This is a genomic window from Pararhizobium sp. P1_E7, assembly GCF_056405855.1.
Genome location: NZ_JBFUBH010000044.1, coordinates 1 through 22,881 on the forward strand (window position 1 = coordinate 1; position 22,881 = coordinate 22,881).

General features: G+C 63.3%; 26 protein-coding genes. 5 read left to right on the forward strand and 21 right to left on the reverse strand.

The genetic code is table 11. The features are described from left to right. The 8 genes from AC1D17_RS22680 to AC1D17_RS22715 all read right to left on the reverse strand — a co-directional run. On the reverse strand, positions 1-1,137 hold a 1,137-nt coding region (locus AC1D17_RS22680; protein WP_477567562.1), incomplete at its 3' end, for an aldehyde dehydrogenase family protein. 9 nt (positions 1,138-1,146) lie between these two features. Beyond that, positions 1,147-1,932, reverse strand: coding sequence for a coniferyl-alcohol dehydrogenase (locus AC1D17_RS22685; RefSeq protein WP_477567563.1), 786 nt, complete (start codon positions 1,930-1,932; stop codon positions 1,147-1,149). A gap of 2 nt (positions 1,933-1,934) precedes the next feature. Next, positions 1,935-2,951, reverse strand: coding sequence for a branched-chain amino acid ABC transporter permease (locus AC1D17_RS22690; RefSeq protein WP_477567564.1), 1,017 nt, complete (start codon positions 2,949-2,951; stop codon positions 1,935-1,937). Then, positions 2,948-3,844, reverse strand: coding sequence for a branched-chain amino acid ABC transporter permease (locus tag AC1D17_RS22695; protein ID WP_477567565.1), 897 nt, complete (start codon positions 3,842-3,844; stop codon positions 2,948-2,950). Before AC1D17_RS22695 ends, AC1D17_RS22690 begins: the two co-directional genes overlap by 4 nt. After that, positions 3,841-4,569 (reverse strand): ABC transporter ATP-binding protein, encoded by a 729-nt coding sequence (locus tag AC1D17_RS22700; RefSeq protein WP_477567566.1) that lies wholly within the window; start codon positions 4,567-4,569, stop codon positions 3,841-3,843. The genes AC1D17_RS22695 and AC1D17_RS22700 overlap by 4 nt, the downstream gene beginning before the upstream one ends. Next, the gene (locus tag AC1D17_RS22705) at positions 4,566-5,312 is read right to left on the reverse strand and encodes an ABC transporter ATP-binding protein (RefSeq protein ID WP_477567567.1); all 747 of its coding nucleotides are present in this window, start codon (positions 5,310-5,312) and stop codon (positions 4,566-4,568) included. The genes AC1D17_RS22700 and AC1D17_RS22705 overlap by 4 nt, the downstream gene beginning before the upstream one ends. Positions 5,313-5,317: 5 nt before the next feature. Further along, positions 5,318-6,613, reverse strand: coding sequence for an ABC transporter substrate-binding protein (locus AC1D17_RS22710; RefSeq protein WP_477567568.1), 1,296 nt, complete (start codon positions 6,611-6,613; stop codon positions 5,318-5,320). Between the two features lie 48 nt (positions 6,614-6,661). Then, positions 6,662-8,098 (reverse strand): aldehyde dehydrogenase, encoded by a 1,437-nt coding sequence (locus tag AC1D17_RS22715; protein ID WP_477567586.1) that lies wholly within the window; start codon positions 8,096-8,098, stop codon positions 6,662-6,664. Between the two features lie 195 nt (positions 8,099-8,293). Here AC1D17_RS22715 and AC1D17_RS22720 point away from each other — a divergent pair, with 195 nt between their 5' ends. The 3 genes from AC1D17_RS22720 to AC1D17_RS22730 all read left to right on the forward strand — a co-directional run bounded on the left by AC1D17_RS22720 (position 8,294) and on the right by AC1D17_RS22730 (position 10,633). Then, entirely contained in the window at positions 8,294-9,187 is an 894-nt protein-coding gene (locus AC1D17_RS22720) for a helix-turn-helix domain-containing protein (RefSeq protein ID WP_477567569.1), read from the forward strand. A gap of 66 nt (positions 9,188-9,253) precedes the next feature. Further along, a complete protein-coding gene (locus AC1D17_RS22725) occupies positions 9,254-9,679 on the forward strand; it encodes an Rrf2 family transcriptional regulator (RefSeq protein ID WP_477567570.1) in 426 nt (141 codons plus the stop codon). A 93-nt stretch (positions 9,680-9,772) separates the two neighbouring features. Then, positions 9,773-10,633, forward strand: a complete 861-nt coding sequence (locus AC1D17_RS22730) for a nuclear transport factor 2 family protein (RefSeq protein WP_477567571.1) — start codon at positions 9,773-9,775, stop codon at positions 10,631-10,633. 324 nt (positions 10,634-10,957) lie between these two features. Here AC1D17_RS22730 and AC1D17_RS22735 read toward each other — a convergent pair whose 3' ends face one another. From AC1D17_RS22735 to AC1D17_RS22745, 3 genes are all read right to left on the reverse strand, one after another. Beyond that, on the reverse strand, positions 10,958-11,149 hold the full coding sequence (locus AC1D17_RS22735; protein ID WP_477567572.1) for a hypothetical protein: 192 nt from the start codon (positions 11,147-11,149) through the stop codon (positions 10,958-10,960). 174 nt (positions 11,150-11,323) lie between these two features. Beyond that, the gene (locus AC1D17_RS22740) at positions 11,324-11,689 is read right to left on the reverse strand and encodes a nuclear transport factor 2 family protein (protein WP_477567573.1); all 366 of its coding nucleotides are present in this window, start codon (positions 11,687-11,689) and stop codon (positions 11,324-11,326) included. A 282-nt stretch (positions 11,690-11,971) separates the two neighbouring features. Beyond that, positions 11,972-12,394, reverse strand: coding sequence for a DoxX family protein (locus tag AC1D17_RS22745; RefSeq protein ID WP_477567574.1), 423 nt, complete (start codon positions 12,392-12,394; stop codon positions 11,972-11,974). A 114-nt stretch (positions 12,395-12,508) separates the two neighbouring features. Here AC1D17_RS22745 and AC1D17_RS22750 point away from each other — a divergent pair, with 114 nt between their 5' ends. Continuing rightward, positions 12,509-13,471, forward strand: coding sequence for a LysR family transcriptional regulator (locus AC1D17_RS22750; protein WP_477567587.1), 963 nt, complete (start codon positions 12,509-12,511; stop codon positions 13,469-13,471). 169 nt (positions 13,472-13,640) lie between these two features. Here the strand turns inward: AC1D17_RS22750 and AC1D17_RS22755 are convergent, their stop codons facing one another. The 10 genes from AC1D17_RS22755 to AC1D17_RS22800 form a co-directional block, all read right to left on the reverse strand. Further along, the gene (locus AC1D17_RS22755) at positions 13,641-14,108 is read right to left on the reverse strand and encodes a VOC family protein (protein WP_477567575.1); all 468 of its coding nucleotides are present in this window, start codon (positions 14,106-14,108) and stop codon (positions 13,641-13,643) included. After that, positions 14,101-15,156: a gentisate 1,2-dioxygenase gene (gene gtdA / locus AC1D17_RS22760; RefSeq protein WP_477567576.1), complete on the reverse strand. Its 1,056-nt coding sequence runs from the start codon at positions 15,154-15,156 to the stop codon at positions 14,101-14,103. Before gtdA ends, AC1D17_RS22755 begins: the two co-directional genes overlap by 8 nt. After that, positions 15,146-16,444 (reverse strand): MFS transporter, encoded by a 1,299-nt coding sequence (locus tag AC1D17_RS22765; protein WP_477567577.1) that lies wholly within the window; start codon positions 16,442-16,444, stop codon positions 15,146-15,148. Before AC1D17_RS22765 ends, gtdA begins: the two co-directional genes overlap by 11 nt. Beyond that, the gene (gene maiA, locus AC1D17_RS22770; protein WP_477567578.1) at positions 16,441-17,091 is read right to left on the reverse strand and encodes a maleylacetoacetate isomerase; all 651 of its coding nucleotides are present in this window, start codon (positions 17,089-17,091) and stop codon (positions 16,441-16,443) included. Before maiA ends, AC1D17_RS22765 begins: the two co-directional genes overlap by 4 nt. Continuing rightward, entirely contained in the window at positions 17,088-17,777 is a 690-nt protein-coding gene (locus AC1D17_RS22775; RefSeq protein WP_477567579.1) for a fumarylacetoacetate hydrolase family protein, read from the reverse strand. The genes maiA and AC1D17_RS22775 overlap by 4 nt, the downstream gene beginning before the upstream one ends. Positions 17,778-17,802: 25 nt before the next feature. After that, positions 17,803-18,567, reverse strand: a complete 765-nt coding sequence (locus AC1D17_RS22780) for an SDR family NAD(P)-dependent oxidoreductase (protein WP_477567580.1) — start codon at positions 18,565-18,567, stop codon at positions 17,803-17,805. A 117-nt stretch (positions 18,568-18,684) separates the two neighbouring features. Continuing rightward, the gene (locus AC1D17_RS22785) at positions 18,685-19,566 is read right to left on the reverse strand and encodes an alpha/beta fold hydrolase (protein ID WP_477567581.1); all 882 of its coding nucleotides are present in this window, start codon (positions 19,564-19,566) and stop codon (positions 18,685-18,687) included. Then, entirely contained in the window at positions 19,563-19,901 is a 339-nt protein-coding gene (locus tag AC1D17_RS22790; protein WP_477567582.1) for a metal-sulfur cluster assembly factor, read from the reverse strand. The genes AC1D17_RS22785 and AC1D17_RS22790 overlap by 4 nt, the downstream gene beginning before the upstream one ends. After that, positions 19,894-20,970 carry an amidohydrolase family protein gene (locus tag AC1D17_RS22795; RefSeq protein ID WP_477567583.1) on the reverse strand — a complete coding sequence of 359 codons (1,077 nt, stop codon included), beginning with the start codon at positions 20,968-20,970 and terminating at the stop codon, positions 19,894-19,896. The genes AC1D17_RS22790 and AC1D17_RS22795 overlap by 8 nt, the downstream gene beginning before the upstream one ends. Before the next feature lie 97 nt (positions 20,971-21,067). Further along, positions 21,068-21,988, reverse strand: coding sequence for a LysR family transcriptional regulator (locus tag AC1D17_RS22800; protein ID WP_477567584.1), 921 nt, complete (start codon positions 21,986-21,988; stop codon positions 21,068-21,070). Between the two features lie 253 nt (positions 21,989-22,241). Between AC1D17_RS22800 and wrbA the strand changes: the two genes are divergently transcribed. After that, the gene (gene wrbA, locus AC1D17_RS22805) at positions 22,242-22,841 is read left to right on the forward strand and encodes an NAD(P)H:quinone oxidoreductase (RefSeq protein ID WP_477567585.1); all 600 of its coding nucleotides are present in this window, start codon (positions 22,242-22,244) and stop codon (positions 22,839-22,841) included. The last annotated feature ends 40 nt before the right edge of the window (positions 22,842-22,881 follow it).

Here is a 22,881-nt window from a genome sequence, read left to right on the forward strand (position 1 = left end):
CTCCTCGTCATAGACACGCATGCCTGGCCTGACGTCGTCGAGCACGGTGGCCTCGACGACGCTGCCCGTTCTGGTGCCGCCTGCGACCAGTTTCGCGCCCTTGTCTCTGGCATCGGCGATGAGGCCGTCCATCTTCTGCGCCGCCTCGGGGCTGACGAGGGAACCGAGCACCACATGGCCACGCGGATCGCCTGCGGGAAGCTTTCCGGCACGCGCGGCAAGCTTTGAGACGAATTCGTCCGCCACCCTCTCATGCACAATCAGCCGTTCGGTCGACATGCAAATCTGGCCCATATTGGCGAAGGCGCCGAAGACAGCGCCGTTGACGGCAGCATCGATATCGGCGTCGTCGAGGACGATCATCGGCGCCTTTCCGCCCAGTTCGAGCAAAGCGGGCTTGAGGTTCCGGCCGGAAAGTTCGCCGATGATCCGGCCGACCTTGGTCGAACCCGTAAAATTGACGCGCCGGACTTCCGGCGCGGCTATCAACGCTTCGACCACGGCTGCCGCATCTTCCGGCGCATTGGTGATCACATTGACGACCCCATCCGGGAAGCCGGCTTCGACGAAGACCTTGCCGATGGTGACATGCATGCCGGGGCAGGCCTCGGAGGCCTTGAGGATAACGGTATTGCCGCAGGCGAGCGCCATGGCGATGGCGCGCACGCCGAGGATGACGGGCGCATTCCACGGCGCGATGCCGAGGCAGACGCCGGCCGCCTGGCGCAGGCCCATCGACAGTGTTCCCGGCTTGTCGGAGGGAATGATCTCACCTTGGATCTGAGTCGTCATGCTGGCGGCCTCGCGCAGCATGTTTGCCGCCAGCATGGTGTTGAAGCCGGCCCAGGGGGCGGTGCCGCCGGTCTCGGCGATCATCAGTTCCGCGAATTCGCCGGCCTTGGCGGCCAGCACGTCCGCGGCCTTGTTCAGGAAGGCGCGGCGTTCTCCGGGGCCGGTCTTCGACCAGGCCGGAAAGGCCGCCTGCGCGGCTGCAACCGCTGAGGCCACGTCGTCGAGACCCGAAGCGGGCGAGCGTGTCGCTACCTGGCCGGTAAACGGGTCCATCCTGTCGAACGTCTTGCCGGATGCTGCGCCGACGAACTTGCCGCCAATGATCTGCTGAATGTCTGTCGTCATGAGAGTCTCCTAGAAACCGAGTACGTCAGCGTTGATCGACGCTTCGAGACCGCCATCGGCGGCGAGATTTGCACCGTTGATCCAGCGCGCCGCATCCGAGGCGGCAAACAGGATCACGGGTGCGATGTCGGAGGCGGTGCCCGCCCGGCCGGTTCGGCTGATGTCGGCATCGACCTTGGCATCGCCGAGCACGGAGCGAAACTGGGTGAGGATCGGCGTTTCGACCGGGCCGGGGCTGACTGCATTGACACGGATCGCACGCTCTTTGAACAAGCGCTGGTGTGCGGCCATCTGGGTCCAGAGGATCAGTAGTTCCTTCGAAAGCGGATAGCCGATCTCGTTCGGCACGTCGTTGTCGGCAAGGACTTTCGCGATGTCCGGAAAGCCGGATACGCCGACCAGCGCTTTCGCACGCGCCAGATTGGCGCGCCACCCATAGCCGGCAACGGAGGCAACGTTGACGACCGCGCCACCCTCGCGGATGCGCGGCGCAAGGGTTTCGCTCAGGAGCCGCAGGCCGTAAAAATTGATCGCCAGCGTGATCGCAGCACCCCCGGTGCCGGAAACACCGGCAACGTTCAACAGCGCGTCGATGCGTTGCGGCAACCGCCCGGCAATCGCCTCGATGCCCTCGGGCGTGGAGATGTCGCCCTTGAGGAAGGCGCCGTGGCTGGCCGGCGGATCGCTGATGTCGATGCCGATGACGTCAGCCCCTTGCGCGATCGCCAGCTCCGCCGTGCGGGCGCCGATGCCGGAAGAGACGCCGGTGATGACGATGGTCTTGCCGTTGAGCATGCTTAATCCTTTCTGGACAGGTGCGGGATTTCCAGCCGGTAGCCGACCGGCATGAGCGAAATCCCGAAACGGGTTTCGATCGCGCCCCACAGGCCAAGCGGCATGAAGAGCGAGAACAGAAGAGCGATGGCGCCGAGGCCGATCAGATACCAGACGCCGAGGGCGCCGAACCATGTCTCGATTAGGAAGAAGATCACGGCGCCGAGGATCGCGCCCTCGAAACGACCGATGCCGCCGACGAGAACCATGAAGATCATGTAGGCCGTCCATTGCACCGAGAAATAGGTTTTCGGCTGGAAGGTGGTGGCGCTGGCGAGCCACAGCGCACCGGCGACACCGATGCCGAAGGCGGCCAGCACGAAGATCAGCCGCTTGGTGCGGTTTACGTCGATGCCGAGCGAGCCGGCGGCCTCCTCGTTGTCGCGGATGGCCTGGATCGAAGCGCCGGTGCGACTGCGCAGGAGAGCGAACAGCCCGCAGAGCAGGCCGGCCATGGCCACAAGCGCCAGCCAGTAGATGATGTCGCGTCGGGCGTCGGCCGCATAGGCATTGAGCGAGATCAGCGAGCGGCCGGTCTCCCCCTGGATCAGCCCGTCGAGATTGACCATCAGATGGGTCAGCGCGGAGACCACCCACATGCCGATGGCGAACTCGCCGCCCTTCAGCCGCAACATGACGAGCGACAACGGGTAGGACACTGCGGCAACGAGAAGACTTGCCAAGCCCATCGCCACGAAGGGGTCGATCCCCGCCTCGGCGAGGCGCACCGTGACATAAGCTCCGAGGCCGAAGAATACCTGCTGGCCGACCGAGACCAGACCGCCGTAGCCGGCCAGCGCATTCCACATCGCCGCCATGATGACGTAGACGAACAGCGCGGTCAGCCGGTCGATGGCGCCGGCGCCGAGAACGCCCGGCAGGACGGCGAGGCCGAGCAGCACGATCCCCGAGGCTGCGGCCGCGCTCCGGGACGAGCGGGTCCAGCGATGGACGATCGGGGGCGAGACGACAGAGCTCATGCGGCACCTCCCCGGCCGATCAGCCGGGCTGGCATGGAGGCCAGATCCGGAAACATCAGCCGCGCAAACAGGATGATCAGGAAAACGGCATGCCCCGCGATCAGGAAGCCGAGCGGATGGAGCGATGCCCCGAAGGTCTGGGCAAGGCCGAGCACGATGCCGCCCACCAGCGTGCCCCAGAGCGAGCCAGCGCCGCCGATGACCGACGCCTCGAAGGCGAAAAGCAATTGCGGGGCGCCGGAATAGGGCTCGAAGGTGGCGCGCATGCCAAGGACCATGCCGGCGATCGTCACCGTGACGAGGGTGATCGCCGCGGCAGCCGCATTCACCCGCCGCGCATCAATGCCGACCAGTCCGGCTGTATCGGGATCCTCCGCTGTGGCGCGGATCGCGCGGCCGATGCGGGTGTAGCTCAGCATCAGTTGCAGGCCGGCGAGCAGCAGCACGGCAGTGACGAAGATCAGCACCGGCAGCTTGCCGACATAAAGCCCGCCGGCAAGTTCCCAGCTATCCCAGGAGAGATCGCCGATCGCATTGGCGAGCGACCGGGTATCGGCGCCGAACTGTTCGAACAGCGCGTTTTCGATGACCATCGACAGCCCGAAGGTCGAGAGGATCGGCAGCAATTGCCCACCGCGCGCACTGCGATCGAGGATCAGGCGCTGGATCAGCCAGCCGGCGGCCGCCATGACCGCCACGGCGACAAGAAAACAGGCCCAGAGCGGCAGTTGCGCCCGCTCTGAAAGCACGAAAATGAGATAGGCGGCGGCCACCGCCAGGCTGCCATGCGCGAGATTGATGATGCGCATGACCGAGAACATGAAGGACAGGCCACACGCGATCAGCGCGTAATATCCCCCGAGCAGGATACCCTGGACGATCTGGTTGGTCATGCCGGCACCTTTTCATTCTTCGTTCGATGCAGGCCGAAATAGGCCTCGGTCACCTGATCGCGCGTCAGGTCCTTTGAGCGACCTTCCAACACCGCCTTGCCCTCCAGCATGCAGATGATGCGGTCGGCGACGGCCATGGCGCGGGACAGATCCTGCTCGACGAGGACGATGGTGGTGCCCGACGTCATCAGCCCGTCGAGCGAGGCATAGACGCGATCGACGATCAGCGGCGAGAGGCCGAGCGAGACCTCGTCGAGAAGCAGGATTTCCGGGTTGCTCATCAGCGCGCGGCCGATGGCGGTCGCCTGCTGCTCGCCGCCGGAGAGGTGCCCGGTCTTGTGGTCGAGGCGCTTCTTGAGATTGGGAAAGACGTCGATGACGCGGTCGATCGACCATTCGCCCTTGCGGTCGGCCATCGCCCCGAGCTTGAGGTTTTCGGCGACCGTCATCGCGGCGAACATCTTGCGCCCTTCCGGCACCAGCGCGATGCCGCGCCGCACCCGCTGATGCGCAGCAAGCCGGGTCACGTCCTCGTCGGCAATGGTGATGGAGCCGCCATGGACAGGGTGGGCGCCGGCAAGCGTGCGCATAAGCGTCGTCTTGCCCGCACCGTTGGCGCCGATCAGCGCCAGCGTCTCGCCCTTCGCCACGCTGAAGGAGAGGCCGCGCACCGCCTCGAGCAGGCCGTGCCGCGCCGTCAGGTTCTGGATCGAAAGCATCGTCATTGCGTGCTTCCTCCGAGATAGGCGCGGACCACTTGCGGATCGGACATCACCGCCTGCGGCTCGCCATCGGCGATGATGCGCCCGGCATCCATGCAGATCAGCCGTTCCACCACCTGAAGCAGCACATGGACGATATGCTCGATCCAGACGATGCCGATGCCGCGCCGGCGCAGTTCCTGGATCGTCGCCACCAGTTCCTGAGCTTCCGAATCCGTCAACCCGCCGCCGATCTCGTCGAGCAACATGACTTTCGGTCCGGTCGCCAGCGCCCGGGCAAGCTCCAGCCGCTTGCGGTCCAGAAGGCCGAGCGTCTCGGCGCGCCGGTTGGCGACTGCGAGCATGCCGCACAGGCTCAGTGAATCGACCGCGCGTTCATAGGCCTCGTCGCGGCTACGCACGTCGCCATGCGCCGCCGCAACGTAGACATTCTCGAAGGTGGTCATGCCAGAAAACGGTTTCGGAACCTGGTGCGTGCGCACCAGGCCGAGCCGGCAACGGGCCGCAGCCGGAAGCCGCGTCACGTCGTGCCCGCCAAAGGCCACCGTGCCGGCACTCGGCTGGTAAGCGCCCGAAAGCGTCGCCAGGAGCGTGGTCTTGCCGGCGCCGTTCGGGCCAACGATGCCCACCGCCTCGCCCATGCCCATCGAGAAGTCGACATTTTCCAGGACGGCAAGCGCGCCGAACCGCTTGGTGATGCCGCTTCCCGAAAACTGGGCGACGCCGTTTCCGTTGTCCACCGTCATCACACTCATCCGTTGTACGACAGGAGCTTCGCCGCGACCGGCACGTTCGGATCGGTCGCGTTTTCCGTCACCACGTAATCGAGCGGGAATTTCGAACCTTCCGGCGCTTTCACCCATTGCGTGCCGATGATCGGGCCGGGAGAGACGTTGGCAACCGGGCCGGAGGTGAAATCGACCTTGCCGGCGATGGTCACCGTGTTCAGCGTGGAAAGCGACTTTGCGACGGCCTCCTTGCTCTTCGGGTCCGAGGCCTTCTTCAGCGCGTCGAAACCGGCGTCGAGCAGCGACAGCGTCGCGCCAAGCTGCTGCGTCCATTGTTTGCCCGAAGCGGCCTCATAGCCATCGGCCAGCTCGGCACCGCTGACGCCAGCGACCGAGGACTTGTACGGAAACGCCTTGTGCCAGTAGGCGGCGCTTGCGAGGTTGACGCCGAGATCGCCGAGCGCCTCTACGCCCGAGGGGAACAGACCCGTCTTGGCGACCTGGACGATCTTGACCTGCCGGTGCAATCCCTGCTGGGCCGCCTGACGCCAGAAGGTGGCGAAATCCGGCGGGATCGGGAAGGTGTTGACGATTTCGACGCCTTCCTGCTTGAAGAGGGCGATCTGGCTGGAAAAGTCCGTCGTGCCGGTCTCATAGGCGCCGGGATCGATGATCGTGAAGCCGTCCTTTTCGAGCAGCGGCGCCAGATTGGCGCGGATCGCGTTGCCGTCAGCGTCGTTCGGGTACATGACGCCGACCTTGCGGTTGGTCTCGATCAGCTTCCATTGCGACACGTATGTCTTGTGGAACTCGCCGACGCCGAAGCCGAAATGATAGGTCCATTTGAACGGCGAGGGCTCGCCTGGCTTTGCGCCGCGGCCGAAATACCACGCTTCCCACGGCATGACCGTCGAAAGGCAGGGCACGCCGGCGGCTTCGCAGGCATCGGCGACGGGATTGATCGTCTCAGGCGTCGAGACTGCCAGCATCAGGTCGACCGCCTCGTTGTTGATGAGATCCTTGGCGAGCTGGCCGGCACGCGATGGATCGGATTGCGTGTCCCGGTCGAGGATTTCGACCGCGTAATTCTTGCCGGCGATGTCGATGCCGTTGGCGAGCGCTTTGCGCACTACCTCCAGTACGTAGCCGTCGGTTTCGCCGAAGCCGGCGAGTGGGCCGGTGCGCGGGCTGATGAAGCCCACCTTCAGAGTGTCGGCCGCAAAAGCCGGTCTGACGCCCATCGCCATGGCCGCGGTGACAGCGCCTGCGGTCGCCAGCAGTTCGCGCCGGGTCAAGCCATTCTGTTTTTCTTTCGTCATTATTACCATCCTCCCTTGGTGAAATCCCCCGATCCATCACTCCCTTGATTAGATCGGATAATCCTCGTTGCCGCCGGATATCGTGATCCAGCGCAGTTCCGTGAATTCGTCGAGCGCGGCGGGTCCGCCGAATTTGCCGTAGCCGCTCGCCTTGACGCCGCCGAACGGTATCTGCGGCTCGTCGCAGACCGTCGCCGCATTGATGTGGCAGATGCCGGATTCGATCCGCCGGGCGACGTCGAAGGCCCTGCCGATGTCGCGGCTGAAGACCGCGCCCGAGAGCCCGTATTCGCAGTCGTTGGCGACTGTGACAGCCTCATCGACCGAGCTGACGCGGATGATCGCCGCAACCGGCCCGAAACTCTCCTCGCGATAGATGCGCATCTCCCGCGTGACATGGTCGATGACCGTGGCATCCATGAAGGCATCGTGATTGTCGCCGCCTGTCAGCAAGGCCGCTCCCTTGGCGACGGCGTCGTCGATCAGGCCACGAACGCGGCGCGCAGATTCCGCCGTCACCATGGCTCCGAGTGGCAGGTCGCCGCGTGCCGGATCGCCGGCGCGCAAGGTCCGGGCCTTGACGAGAAATTTTTCGACGAAGGCGTCCGCAATCCCGTCCATGACGATGATGCGCTCGGTCGACATGCAGATCTGGCCCTGATTGAAATACGCGCCGAAGGCGGCGGCGCTGACCGCGAGGTCGAGATCGGCATCGTCCATGACGATGAAAGCGGCCTTGCCGCCGAGTTCCAAGAGGCATCGCTTGAGATGTTTTGCTGCGGTCTGGGCGATGATCCGCCCCACACGGGTCGAGCCCGTGAAATTGATGCGGCGCACGGCCGGATGGGCGATCAGCGTCTCGACGACTGCGGAGGCATCGGCCGGCGCGTTCGAGACGATGTTGAACACGCCAGCTGGAAAACCAGCCTCGGTGAGCACGTCGCCGATCAGCCTGTGGGTCGCGGGGCAGAGTTCGGACGACTTGAGCACCACCGTATTGCCGCAGGCAAGCGCCATCGCGATCGAGCGCACGCCGAGGATGACGGGCGCGTTCCACGGGGCGATCGCAAGGCAGACGCCGGCCGGCTGGCGATAGGCCATCGACGTCTTGCCCGCACAGTCGGTCGGAATGACCTGCCCACCGATCTGCGTCGTCATGGCCGCAGTCTCGGAGAAGATCTTTGCCGAAAGAGCGACGTTGAAAGCGCACCAGGCACGTGTCGCGCCGGTCTCGGCCATCATCGCCGCCGCGAAATCGTCCTCGCGGACAAGAAGCAATTGGGCGGCGCGCTCCAGCAGCGTGCGGCGATAACCGGGACTCGTCTGCGACCATTCGGGAAAGGCGGCGGCGGCCGCGTCGGCGGCTACAGCGGCTTCCGCAGCGGTCGCAGCGGTCGCGACGGTCACCAGATCGCCGCTGACCGGGCTGTAGCGTTCGAAGGTCGCTGAACTGGCGGCCTCGGCATCGCGCCCGCCAACCAGCATCGACACCCGGCGCACCGGCGCCGGGGAAACGTTGCCCGGCCCGTCGAAAGACAGGGCCGTTCTGCTGTGAGGATGGGTTAAAGCCGCCATGTGTGCCTCCTCCCAAAGGCTCTTGATGGGAATGCTACGCCTTGCATCGAAAATAAGAATGTGTATTTCTGGTCATTAATTGTAATTTTCAGGTCATGGTGGCGCATGTTTACCGATCCGGCCATCCATCACGATGCCCGCGGCGAGGCAATCGAGCCCGCCATCCAGTCGCGCGTGCTGCGCATCGGCCGGCCGGCGCAACGCTGGTTCCATCACGCGCTGCTGCTCACTGGCGGCAACATCCACCTGGCGCGCAACGAAGGCCCGGCAACGGTCGCCGGCCCTGCCATCGCCTTTTTTCCGCCGAGCGTGGAGGAGATGGTTACGGTGGCGGCCGGTAGTCGCGGCTATCTCTTCGGCGTGTCGCCCGAGATCATCGGCGAGGCGATCGGCGAGCATACCGAGTCGGCCGCATTGCGGGTGTTTTCCGCCGGCTTTTCCGTGAACGATGCCTTGGAACCCGCCAGCCTGCGTGAGATGACGCCGCTGTTCGAGGGGGCCCTCGCTGAGCTGGCGACGGAAGGCCGCGCCTCGCGCATGGTCATCTCGGCCTATATGCGGCTGATCTTGATGACCGTCTGGCGGCTGCAGCGCTCGCCAGCGGAACAGGAACGCCGGGCGAGCGCCGGCTCCATCTTGCAGAGGTTCCGCCAGTCGGTCGAAATCGGTTTCCGGCGCCACCGCAGCATAGCCGACTACGCGGCCGAACTCGGCATCACCACCGACCGCCTGCACGCCATCTGCCAGCGCACGCTGTCGCGCACGCCGATCGAACTGGTGCACGACCGCCTTGTGCAGGAGGCCAAACAGCGGCTCGAACGCTCCGCCCGCGACGTACAGGAAATTTCCTACAGCCTCGGCTTTCGCGATCCGGGCAATTTCAGCCACTTCTTCAAGCGCAAGACCGGCCTGTCGCCGGCGCGATACCGGGCCATGGCGATCAAAAAGACCAGCAGTGCACCGATACAGACATCTTCGGATTATCACGACTGGCCCTGAAATGAAGGAGGAAGGATTGGCATCGTCATCATGTGTGACTATATTAAGCACATATAGAGGACACCCATGAACACCCGTTTTGCCGTTGCCGCACATATCCTGACCTTTCTTGACACGCAGGAGGGGCGGCCTGCGACGTCCGAACTCGTTGCTTCCAGCGTCAGCACCAACCCGACGCTGATCCGCCGATTGCTGTCCCAGCTTGCCAAGGCGGGGCTGACGACATCGCAAATGGGCACCGGTGGCGGGGCATTGCTTGCCAGGCCCGCCAACCGGATCACGCTTCTCGACGTGCATCGCGCCGTCGACGAGGACAGCACGATTTTCCCGCTGCACCAGGAACCGAACCCGCAATGCCCGGTCGGAAGGCACATCAACGGCGTCCTGCGCCGGCGTCTTTCCGATGTCGAAAAGGCCATGGAGGCCGAGCTCGCCCGCACGACGATAGCGGACATGGCGCGGGACGTTACCAAAGCCGATCACGCAAACTGAACGCGAAGGCGCGTTTTTATCCATGAACCCCTTTACAGGAGTATGTAACTAAACTAGATACATATATGTCTGTTACAAATATGGATACATACTATGCACCCTTCCCGCCGCTTGCTTCTCGCCGTCACGGCGCTTCTGCCCATCACGGCCGGCCTGACCGCCGCCAACGCTTTCGCACAAACGGAGACCAGAATGACCACGCAGGAACAACAGGTCGTCGACCTTCTCAAGGCCATCGAGACGGGCGCCGCCGAGCCGGTTGCCGTCATCAACCCGGAAAAGTACATCCAGCACAATCTCTCGGCTGGCGATGGCCTGGCGGGCTTCGGTGCGCTTCTTTCCGCGTTGCCGAAGGGGGCGGYCAAGGTGAATACAGTGCGCGTCTTCCAGGACGGCGACTACGTGTTCGCCCACACCGACTACAATTTCTTCGGGCCGAAGATCGGCTTCGATATCTTCCGCTTCGAGAACGGCAAGATCGTCGAGCATTGGGACAATCTCCAGGAAACGGCCGGCCCCAATCCGAGCGGCCACAGCATGACGGACGGCCCGACCGAAGCGGCCGATCTCGACAAGACCGCCAGCAACAAAGCGCTCGTCGCCGCTTTCATCGGCGACATTCTCGTCAACGGGCGCATGGACAAGCTCGGCGCCTATATCGAGGGCGACGCCTACACGCAGCACAATCCGCAGATCGCCGACGGGCTGTCGGGCCTTGGCGCGGCATTGAAAGCCATGACGGCCGCAGGCGTCACCATGAAATACGACAGCGTTCACCGAGTTCTCGGTAAGGGCAATTTCGTGCTGACCGCGAGCGAAGGCAGCTTCGCCGGCAAGCACACGTCCTTCTACGACCTCTTCCGCGTCGAAGGCGGCAAGATCGTCGAACACTGGGACACGATCGAGGCCATTCCTGCGCAATCGGAATGGAAGAACCAGAACGGCAAGTTCTGAACCAAGGGGGCGCGCAATGCCCCCTTACCAAATCTTGCCGCAATGGAAGCCGCGATATCTTGTGGTTGGCCACGACATAAGGGCCCTGACGCATTTTTGAGGCCATTTCAGTTCGTGCCGGCGATGCGAGCTTCGAGCGATCCGCCGAGGCTGGCAGCGAGTTTGAATATCTTCAGGGCATTCAGGAACTTGAACAAGGCCGGCGAGCCAGCCTAGATCGTGCATGGTTGCGTTCGACACTCGAAAACCCTGCCTAATTTGCGGAACGATGGAGGCCAGGCTGAGTTGGGGATCGCGTCCTTCCGCAAATGGATCTGACGCGAATTACCGCAATTCCCGTGCGCTGGCCAATTCGGCACGTATCCCGCCGACAACGGAATCGATAAAGGCCGAAACGGCCAATGGCAGGTGCGCCCGGTTGGGATAGACGACGCTCATGCCGATGTTGCGACGCATGTATTGGGGCAATACCGGCACCAGTCGGCCAGCCGCGAAATCGGCCGTCCCCTGTATCATCTCAAGCATTTTGGCCGGGGGACGGACCATCCCCCAGCCATTGTCTTCTACGAAAATTTGGAATGCGCCGCTCAGTGTGTTGTTGCCGCTGCCTGCTCGATCAGGTCGGCGACAGCCTTCGGGTTTGATACATAGATCGCGTGGGCGGCGCGAGCAATGTCGCCGCTGCGACGTTTAGTTTGGGAGCTCGTCAAAGAAGAGATAGACGGCGCTAATCTTACCGTCCCGGACGATCGCGAAATCGGTGCCGGCGTAAGCTGGCGGCTTGCCAAGACTGCCCGACACCCACCGGACCCGACCACCATCGCCCATCTCCTCAGGCGGGGAGAGCGGCTGATATTGGAAGTCAGGATGGGTCGCCTTGATCACACCGGCGATGCGGTCGATCGCGTCGCGGCCGTGGTAAGTGCCGTTGGGTTCGTAGAACACGGCGTCTTCATGGAAGACCTTTTCGATCGCTTTGCGTCGACGCTCGGGGTCGATCTCACCGAACACGTCGTGGAGATTGCGAAGCAACAAGGTCGATATGGTGGGGGACATGGTTTCTCTCCGTCTGGTGTCGGGTTCGGCTTGCGCCGTCTCGACGAGGGATGGCTCTGTTGCGGGACGTACCCCCGAGGGGCTTGCCTGGGCTGTGCTGCCTGCTCCGCTCACGAAGGCTGCCGCGCCTATGGCGAGAATGAGAGCTTGCCTGCGCGGTATGGCCCGCTTTAAATTCTGGAGGCATGGCTTTCTTCATACGAGATAGCGGGGGAAAAGAGTTTCCTGGATAGAGCGTGTAGGCCAGGTCGAGACTGCGAGCGAGAGCGCTGTGGCAGACCTTCAAGCAGCCACTGCGCCGCTTGAGCCCAGTTCGCTGGTCTTGCGCCGATTATCGATGCTGAGCGCTCCGGCGCCGAATCCCACGATCTGCAGAAGCCCACCCGCCATCATTACGTTCTTGAGGAAGTGGATCATCTGGTTCTGATCGGCGAGATTGCTGTGAAACGACATCGCCGTCGCAAGCGAGAACAGGGCAAGAACCGCGGCCACATAGCGGGCGCGATAGCCGGCGATGAGAAGCAGGCCGCCACCGAGTTCGGCCGCGACAGCCACGGCGAAAGCCAAAGACGGGAAAGGCAAGCCGACGGCGCTGATCATCCCGGTTGTGGCGCTGTAAGCGCCGAGCTTGCTGAAGCCGCTCATGGCGAAAGGAAGACCGATCATCAGCCGGCCGACAAAAGGAAGGTAACGGGTCGCAAACATTGACAGTCTCCTTGACGTGGACCTCCGCATCTCGTTGCGGACAAGGCAAATATAGTTGCAGAGGATGCGCTCTCGAAATAGAAATGATTGAAAATCATCGTTGCAGGATTGTCGATGTCAAAGCTGCCCGACTTCGAGGGACTGGCCATGTTCGCCAAAGTGGCCGAGGAGCGCTCATTCGCTTCGGCGGCCCGAACCATGGGCGTATCTGTGGCTACCGTCTCGCGAGCCGTCACGCGTCTTGAAGACCGTCTTGGGGGGCGCCTGTTCAACAGGACATCCCGGCGACTTGCGTTGACCGACTATGGTCACACGCTCGCCGAGCGGGCGTCCAAGATTTTCGCGGATGCGGAGGAGGCCGAGGACATCGCGCGCGAGGCCTCCAGTCGCCCGCGGGGCCTCGTGAAACTCGCGGCCCCGCTGTCCTTCGGCACACGCTGGGTAGCTCCGATGCTGCCGGAGCTTTTCCGGCGTTATCCGGACATCGCCGTCGATCTTCACCTGACTGACGCGCAGACGGACCTGATCGGTGGCGGCTTCGACGCTGCGCTGCGCATCGCCGCTCTGGAGGACTCGTCCCTCGTTGCGCGACTAATCGCACCTGTTCGCCGGTTTGTTGTTGCGTCGCCGGCCTACATTGCAAAGTATGGCCGTCCGCTGCACCCGCACGACCTCGTCGACCATTATTGCTTGAGCTACACCAACAAATCGAAACATGACCTTTGGCGCTTCACGCATCGGAAAACAGGTGAGGAGTCCCCGATTACGCCAACGGGGCCACTGCGAGGAACGAGCGCCGAGGCTTTATTGCCGACAGTGCTTGAGGGGCTGGCGATCACCGAACTCCCCGAGTTTATCGCGACCCAATATTTTCCGGATGGGCAGCTTGAACCGATTCTCGATGATTGGCAGTTGCCGGAAGGCGGATTGTACTTCGTGACGCCGACGGTTCGCGCACGTCCCGCGAAGGTCTCAGCCGTGGCTGATTTCTTGATCGCCGAGTTGTCGGAGGCGCAGTGGAGTGCGGAAGTGGTGATGGGTTGGAAGCCACCACCACAACGGAGAAACCAGACATAAGTCAGCGATGAAGCCAGGCTGCATGCCGACATTTCTGCAGCGATGACTTTCAATCTTTTCTATTTCGAAAAGCAGTCCGCCGCGGAAATAGTTTCCGGTCCAATGCAACGGCCCGAGCGGCCGACCGGCGCATAAGCGGGTGCGGGGACGAGTTGCCCCCGGCACCCGCTCAGTCCTCTCCCGGACCTGGTTCGACGAGTTCGATCAGCACATTGTCCGGCCCCTTCAGATAGACGACGCGCCGGCCTGTCCAGGGACCTTTCGCCACGATCTGCGGCGGGCCGAAGGCGACCCACCCGTGGCTCGCCGCCACGCAAAGCAAGGCATCGACGTCCTTTACCAGCAGGCCGAGATGCGAAGCACCGCTGTCGCAGGCCTGGAAGGCAAGCGTTTTTCGCCCGAGCGCCGTCTTGTATTCCAGCAATTCGACGACGTGCGGCCCCTTTGCCAGCATGGCAAGATCGATCGATCCGTCATGGACACCCGTGACCTCGCGGACAAAATCACGATCCAACAACACATCGCGTCCGACCAGGTCGAAACCGAGGATGTCGATCCAGAAACGTAGCGACGTTTCGAGGGACGTAACCGTGATCCCGACATGATGCACGGCGATGCCGGACGCATCCTCACGCATGGCCGCGCTCTTCCCGGAACAGATAGAGCGCCTGCTGCACCGGGCGGTCGGAGAAGGAGAACAGCACACTGTCTTCGTCGGTCTCATGCCAGACATGATGCCAGGAGGGCACGACGAATATGTCGCGCTTGCCCCATTCGATGACGGTGTCACCGATATGGGTGCGGCCGCGCCCCTCGATCGGCACGAAGACGGTGGCGTCGGTCGAGCGATAGCGTGAGGTCGTGAACCCCTTCGGCAGAAGTTGGATGAAGGTGCCGATGGTCGCCATGGCGTGGTTGCCGGTGATCGGATTGGTGTAGCGCATCTTCAGGCCGTGGCACGGGTCCCAGGCGTCGTGGCGGCGCATGCGTTCGAGTGCGTCGCGGGTCCGGTCATAGGGGTAGTTGAAGACGGGGGACGTTCCGCCGCCCGCGCCGTGGTCGACGGGTAAAAGGTTGGCGCCGTAGCGGGCATCGCTGTCGCCGATCGGGCGGTCCAGCGGCTGCTCGTCCCGGTCGAGATGTTCTGCAAACGAGGCGTCGAGGAACTGCACGATGGGGATGTCGAGCCCGTCGAGCCAGAAGATCGGGTCCGAACTCTGGTTGCCGTGATCGTGCCAGGCCATCGGCGGGGTGATAATGAAATCGCCCTCGTGCATGATGGTCTTTTCGCCATTGACCGTGGTGTGGGCGCCGCTGCCTTCCAGCACGAAGCGTAGCGCGCTTTGTGTATGGCGATGCGCCGGCGCCACCTCGCCGGGCAGCACGAGTTGCACCCCGGCATAGAGGTCGGTGGTGATCTTGGACTGTCCCCGCAGGCCCGGATTTTCCAGGACGAGGACGCGCCGCTCGGCCTCCTTCGCCGTGATCAGGCCGCCGGCTTCCAGGATCGCCTCGCGGATCGTCGGAAAACTCCAATGCGCCGGGCGGCAAGGGCTGCGCGGGGTCGGGGTGACGAGATCGGCCAGCGACGTCCACAGCGGCGTCATGTTGCTCTGGCTGATCCGGTCATAAAAGTCCTGCCGCATGGCCTGCGTCGAAGGGACTGTGAGATGGTTAGCCGACATGCGCGCCTCCTGTTGCAAGCKGTTCTGCGATGGTCTTGCCGCGAAGCCGAACGGGGGCGGTTTCCTTGAGCAGCAGGATGACGACGATGCCGAGACCCAAGGCATAAAGGGGAACCGCTGCGGCGTGTTCGATGCCGTAGTGTTTTGCAATGGTGCCGGCGATGGCGGGCGCAAAGCCACCGCCAAAGATTTCGCCGATGCCGATAACCATGCCGGAGCCGGTGGCCATCAGTCGGGCGGGCACGGATTCGGCCGTGATGGGGCCGACCGTCAGGGTGAGCAGGGCATAGAGGCTGCCCATCGCGACCATCATGCAGAGGAAGAGCACGGTGACATTGGCGCCCGCTCCGCCGAAAATCCAGAAGGCACCGAAAGCCAGCACGGCCGAGAGAAGCATGACGGGCTTGCGGCCGACCCGGTCGGACAGCGCAGGCAGTGTCAGGGCGCCGAGCGCGCCGCCAAAACCCATGGATGACAGGATGAAGCCCATCTGGTCCATGGTGAGATGCAGGTAATCCACCAGATAGCTCGGGAACAGAGCCGCCACGACGATGATGCAGGTCAGCCAGAAAAGCTGGCAGAGAATGGCGAGCGGCACATTGCGGTAGGCGAAGACCTCGTACCAGCGGTGCTTGCCGGCATCATGCGTCGTGCTGTGGGTCGCGATTTCCGCAGGCGCCGGCTGTTCCAGCACGCGATGCAGCAGGTAGGCGACGATCAGGCCCGGAACGGCGACCATCAGGAAGATCCACGGCCAGTCGATGACCTTGAGCAACTGCGTCACCGCCAGCGGTGCAAGGCCCAGGCCGAGCAGCGCCGGCATGGTCTGCTGAATGCCGACGTTCAGCCCGTGGCGCTTGGGCGGCGAGGCATCCATCGTCGCGATGATGCTGGCGGGCGTGAAGGCACCTTCGGCGAGCCCCATCAGTACGCGCGCCAGCACGAGCGAGGCGAGGCCTGTTGCAAGCCCGCTGAAGCCGGCGATCAGCGAGAAGATGAACAGCGCCGGCACGATGATTTTCTTAAAGCCGAAGCGGTCGGAGAGATTGCCGGTGAAGAGCGAGGACAGGCCCCATGCCACCGCCAGCGCGCCGGTGATGATGCCGAGATCCTGATAATCAAGGCCGAGATCGCGGGCGAGAACCGGCATCATCGGCACGATGATGAACCGGTCGACACCGACGAGGCCAAGACCGAGCGACAAGAGCGTCACCGCTTTCCACTCGTAGCCCTTCGGCCGGCCGGATCGGTCGGCCGTATCGTTTGCATTCGTCACGACGGGTATCATTCTGCATCCTCCTGGTTGGCTGGCAAAGAGCGTTCGAAAGCGGGCAGCGCCAGTGCTGCGTCCGCGATACGTTTCAATGTCGGAAAGGGTGAGAGGTCCAAGGCGTAGGTTTTCGCATTGATGACCTGTGGCACGAGGCAGATATCGGCGAGCGAGACCGTGTCGCCGTGACAGAACCGGCCGGTCTCGCCGCTCGTCGAAAGCGCGGCCTCCAGCGTCTGAAATCCTTCGGCAATCCAGTGATTGTACCAGCGGGCCACGGCATCGTCCGGCTGGCCGAGCGGCCCGCGCAGGTAGTTGAGCACCCGCAGATTGTCGATCGGATGCACGTCGCACGCGATGACCTGCGCGAGCGCGCGCACCCGCGCCCGGCCCGCGGCGTCTTTTGGCAACAGCGGCGGTTCGGGCCGCGTTTCGTCCAGATATTCCAGGATCGCCAGCGACTGCGTCAAAATCCGGCCGTCGATCTCCATTGCCGGCACCAGGCCCTGCGGATTGATCCGGCGATAGTCCGGCAGGGTCTGTTCTCCGCGCCGGAGGTGGTGGGGCACGGTCCGGTAGGTCAGCCCCTTGAGGTTGAGCGCGATGCGGACCCGGAACGAGGCCGAGGAGCGGTAGTAGCCGTGGAGGGTGATAGGCGCGCTCATGTGATCGACACCCGAAGCGGCGGAAGACCATCGATGCGGGCTTCGAGCCTGTCGCCGCTCACCACGGCACCGACTCCTTCGGGCGTGCCGGTATAGATGAGGTCGCCGGGAACGAGGTCCATGTAGCGCGACAGCCAGTGGATGATCTCGTCGACCGACCAGATCAGCTTGGAAAGCCTGCTTTCCTGCCGGCGCTCGCCGTTGACGTCGAGCGTCACCGTCGCCTCGGCAACCGCATTCCACCTTGCGACTGGAACGATCTCACCGATCGGGGCGGAGCGGTCGAAGGCCTTTCCCATGTCCCATGGCCGGCCTTTTTCGCGGGCGGCGATCTGCACGTCGCGGCGCGTCATGTCGAGACCGACGGCATAGCCGAAGATATGCGACGCCGCATCCTCGACGGGAATGTTAGCGCCGGTCTTGCCGATGGCGACGACCAACTCGACCTCATAGTGATAGTTGCCGGTCATGCGCGGATAGGGAATGCGTGCGCCGTCCGGCTCCACCGTGTCGGCGGGTTTCAGGAAGAAGAACGGCTCCTCGCGGTCAACAGCAAAACCCATTTCCCGCGCATGGGCCTCGTAGTTCCGGCCGACGCAATAGATGCGCCGGACCGGAAAGGTGCCCCCGCCGACGACCGGGACGGCCGCGACGGCCGGGGGCTCAAAGACATGGCTGTTCGTCATGACACTCTCCGTCGAGATCGAGGCCTCACCAGGCCGTGAGGCCGCCATCCACCTTGATGTCCGTTCCGGTCACCCAGCTCGCCTCGTCCGATACGAGGTAGACGATGGCCCAGGCGACATCCTCGGGCTTGCCGTGGCGGCCGATCATCGTGTTGGCCTTCATGGAGTCTTCGAACCCCGGAAGGTTGTCGAAGGCGAACTGCGCGGCGGGCGTGTGGATGATGCCGGGCGAGACTGTGTTGGCGCGGATCTTGTGCGGCGCGCCCTCATAGGCCATCTGGCGTGTCATCGAGAGAACGCCCCCCTTGCCGGTGGAATGGGCGATTGCGCCCATGTTGCGGGTCGCACCCCAGGCGGAGATCGAGGCGAAGTTGACGATGCTGCCGCCGCCGCGCTTAATCATGTGCGGCCAGGCGGCGCGCACGGGCAGGAACACGATGTCGAGTTCGCCCTTCAGCGTCTTGTGCCATTGCGCCAGCGTCATGTCGGGCACGGAAGCGAACTCGACGAAGCCTGCCGCCGTTACCAGCGCGTCGATACCGCCGTGTTTTTCAGCGACGTAGTCCATGAGGGCGGCCGCGCCGGCTTCGCTGGTCAGGTCATAGGAGACGGCGTCGATCTCGAAACCATCGGCCCTTGCGGTGGCGACGGTGCCGGCCAGCGCTTCCTGATTAACGTCGACGCCGATGACGGTTGCGCCCTCCCTGGCAAACAGCAGCGCCGTTCCCTGGCCGATGCCGCTGGCGGCACCGGTGACGATTGTCACTTTTCCTTTGAGACGATTGGGCATGTCATGCTCCCTGATTGGTTGTTTCCGGTGATGGGTCCCTGCCCCGTTTTCGGGCGCAGGCATTCGTTGCCGCCGCTTTCGCGGCGGGATCGGTCTTTCTGAAAGGCGTCTGGGTGGTCAGGCCGCGACGGGCTGTCCGGTCTTATCCGCCAGGAAATCGAGGAGAAGATTGCCCACGATTTCCGGCCGCTCGATGTTGGCGCAGTGACCGCAATCCGGGATGACGGCGACCTTGCTGCCGGCAATCCGCTTTGCCACGTCCGTGGCATAACCGGGCAGACGCAGCTTGTCTTTGGCGCCTGCGATCAGCAGCGTCGGGACGCCGATCGCCTCGTAGTTGGTCGCGTCGGCCTGGCCAAATTCCTTGCGTTCCGGTGCATGAGGCGACCGGAAGCGGGCTGCCGCCACGGCCTCCCAGGCGCCCGGAGCGATGCTCAGGGCATGGCGCCGGCGCACATAATCCTCGTCGTTGTGCCAGACGCTGCCTTCGAACAGCGACTGGAGGATGCCTGTCATGCCATCCACGCTGCCATCGTAGTGGGTGAGCCGCTTGCGCGCCTCGTTCTCCGGCATCCAGCCGCCGCCGCTGATCGCGACGAGCTTGTCGATGCCAAAGCCCGGATACCGATCGGATGCGATCTGCAAAAGGAACGTCGCTCCCATGGAATTGCCGATGAACGATGCCCGATCGATTGCCAGAACGTCGAGGAAGCGCGCCATATGCGCAATCATGCGCGCCCGCTTGCCGCCGAAATCGTGGATCTTCGCTGTCTGCCCGAAGCCGAGCCAGTCCGGCGCGATTACCCGGTAGCGTTCCGCAAGCTGCGGAACCAGGTATTCCCAGCTCAGTTCCGCGCAGCCGCCGAATTCGCCGCTGTGCAGCAGCACGACGACCGGGCCTTCGCCCGCCTCCAGGTAGTGCGTGCGGATTCCATCGACATCGACGAAGCGGCTGCGATGGGCCTTTTCGACCGGCGGAACTTTTTCGGCGGCGTTCACGGCCGGGCCTCCGGCAAGGGACGCAGGCGGCGCAGGCGGGCCGTCGCGTCCGGGTGCATCATGTCGGGCATCCACTGCGCCCGGCCGTTCAGAACGCAGACCACGCTGCCGACCTGCGGCAGCGCGCCGACCGCTTTTTCGACCATCGCGATGATGTTGGCGGCCTGCCAGCAGACAGGGCTCGTCAGCCGGAGCGTCACCCGCACCGCACCGCCGTCGATATCGATCGTCTCGATCATGCCCATTTCCCGGAGCGTGATCGGTGTGCCCGTTGCGATCGAACAGGGGTCCACGACCCTCTCGAGGGCTGTAAGGATTACTGCCTCCTCAAGCATAGGCCGCCTCCTGCATCGTCGAGAAGGGCGCTGCGACGCCTGCGCGGCGACGCTTGGCGAACTCGTCGTCCTTCGTCGCGGCAATCCGCGATTCCAGGTCGAGACCGGTCATACGGGCATAGTTGTCGAAGAGAATCTTCTTCTTCGCCGCCCGGTCGATCTGCGGCAGGCCGGCGCCGGAGACGAGTTCGTCGGGGAAGGCGAACTTGTGGACGAAAGCTTCGAGCAGAGGCTGCGGGTGGAAGGCCATCGCGCCGGTTCCCCAGAGAATGCGGTCGATCGCATTCGGTCCGCCGGGGCCGACGAGCGAGGCCATGATGTGCTGGAAGGCGGCCGGCCGGGTGGCGGCCAGTGCGCAGGTGATTTCGAGGTTCACATAGACATTGGGGAAGCGCGCCAGTTGCCAGGCGGTTTCTTCCGCAAAAGCCATGCCGCCGTGGATGATCTCGAAGTTGAGATCCGGAAAGGCCATGCAGGCGCGGTCGATGTCACTGACGCGATAATGCTCGATGGCGACCGGGCCGAGCGGCAGCGCCTTGTGGATCGCCACCACTTTGATGCCCAGCTCCTGCGCCCGCTGGAACAGCGGGAAGGCCACCTCCGGGTCGTCCATCTTCCAGCCCTGGATTTCCTGGCCGACCCAGCTATTGGGATAAAGTTTCAGGCCGACAGGCTTCAGGATTTCGACCTGGCGTTCGAGTTCGTCGAGCGCAGCGGCGCCCGTCAACGGATCGACGCCGCAATAGGTGATCATCCGGTTCGGCCAACGCTTCTTCGCCTCGACGGCCTTTTCGAAACTACAAAGGCCATCGTGGAACGAGTAGATTGGCAAGGCGTGGTAGACCGCCAGATCCGTATCGCTTTCGACAAAAACCTGGTCGACCGTCTCCTCGATACTCCAGTCCCGGTAGAACTGTTTGCGCGTCGGCGCATAACCGGGAAGTGCGGCGGCTATGACCGAGTCATAGACAAGATCGCACAAAGGTTTGGCGAAGCGATTGGCGAAGTTTTTCTCATCCATGTTATAGGCGTGGATGACCGCATCTATCACGTTAAGGCCGTCTATCATCGGGAACCTCCCATCTCGATTTCTGTTGCTAGAAGTGTTCTAAAATTTTCGATCTCCGTCCAACGAGGATTAGTGACCTCGTGATCTGGATTTGAGATCAGGGCCTGCCGCCGTGCGGCACACCTCTCAAGATCTCCTGCACGACATCATGCGCCACCTCGCGAAAGGTKACGGCAGACGGGTTCGGCTCGTCGTCCTTCCAGGCGAGGAGCAGTTCGTAGGGCGTAGAAAAATCCGCAAGGTCGCGAAAGATGACCCCCGGTTGGGGAAGCTGCGCCACCCATTTCGGCACCAGCGTGACACCGAGCCCCGCGCTGACGAGCGAGAGAAGCGTGTGTAGTTGCCCGCCTTCCTGTGCGACGCGCGGGGCAAAACCCGCGCCCGCACAGGCCGTCTTGAGCAGGTCCAGGATGCGGCTGTTCATCTGGAGGGGAAAGGTCACGAAGGGCTCGGCGGCGAGTTCCGCCATCTCGACCATGGCCTTCAGCGCCAGCACGTTCGCGGATGGAAGGGCGACCATCAGCGGCGCCGAAATCAGCACCTCGGTCCTGACCGACGCCGCAAGATGGGAGGGGGCCGGGATGATGCCGATATCGACCGTTCCGGCGGCGATGGCCTCAATCTGCGCGTCCCGGTCCATCGGGATCAGCTTGAGATCGACATGCGGCCAGCGCTCGCGAAAATCCCGGATGATCGGCGACAGCAGGGTCCAAAGCACATTGTCGACGAAGCCGATAGAAAGACGCCCGACAATGCCGCTGGCTGACGCCTTCAGCCGGCGGACGGCTTCGTCCGTGCGCTGCAGGATTTCGCGCGCCTCGGGCAAAAAGACCTCGCCGAGCAAGGTGAGGCTGACATCCTGGCGCGAGCGCCGGATCAGCGTGAAGCCGAGTTCGTCCTCCAGAAGTTTCAATTGCTGGCTGACGGCCGATTGCACGACATGCACCCGCTCAGCGGCCCGGCCGAAATGAAGCTCCTCGGCCACGGCGACGAAATAGCGAAGTCTGCGCAGATCCATGGCCGCCTCCCTTCATAAGCGCTCTTGCTTGGTTCCTGCAGAAGGCTACACGTCTAAAATTCCGGCAAAAGCGGCAAAGATTCGAGGGTTATGGTCGAAGAAATCGAATGATCGGGATTGTGCAGCCCACGCGACATCGTTCGATTTTCTCGACCGTAACCAATCATTTTATTCGACTATTGCCCCAAGCCGTTTGGTGCGAGCCTATTTCCAAGCCGCAAGGGCGACTGCATCAAACCAATGGAGAATGGAAATGGCGAAGGTACTGGTCCTCTATTATTCGACCTACGGACATATCGAGACGATGGCCTATGCCATTGCGGAGGGCGCCCGCAAGGCCGGCGCTCAGGTCGATGTCAAGCGGGTCCCCGAGACTGTTCCGGAAGAGATTGCCCGCAACAACCATTTCAAGCTTGACCAGAAGGCACCCATCGCCACCGTTGCGGAACTCGCCGACTATGACGCCATCGTCGTTGGCACCGGCACCCGTTTCGGCCGCATGTCTTCCCAGATGGCTGCCTTCCTCGATCAGGCAGGCGGTCTATGGGTCAAAGGCGCCTTGAACGGCAAGATAGGTGCAGCCTTTTCGTCCAGCGCCACCCAACATGGCGGCCAGGAAACCACGCTGTTCTCGATCATCACCAATCTCCTGCATTTCGGCATGATGATCGTCGGCCTCCCCTACAGCCATCAGGGCCAGATGAACGTGGATGAAATCGTCGGCGGCGCGCCCTATGGTGCGACCACGGTGGCGGGCGGCGACGGATCGCGCCAGCCCACTGAAATCGACCTCGCTGGCGCCCGCCACCAGGGCGAACTGGTGGCGGYCGCGGCCATCAAGGTCTTCGGCTAAGCCGACCGGCCGGAGGTTCACGCCGCCGGCCCCTTAACCC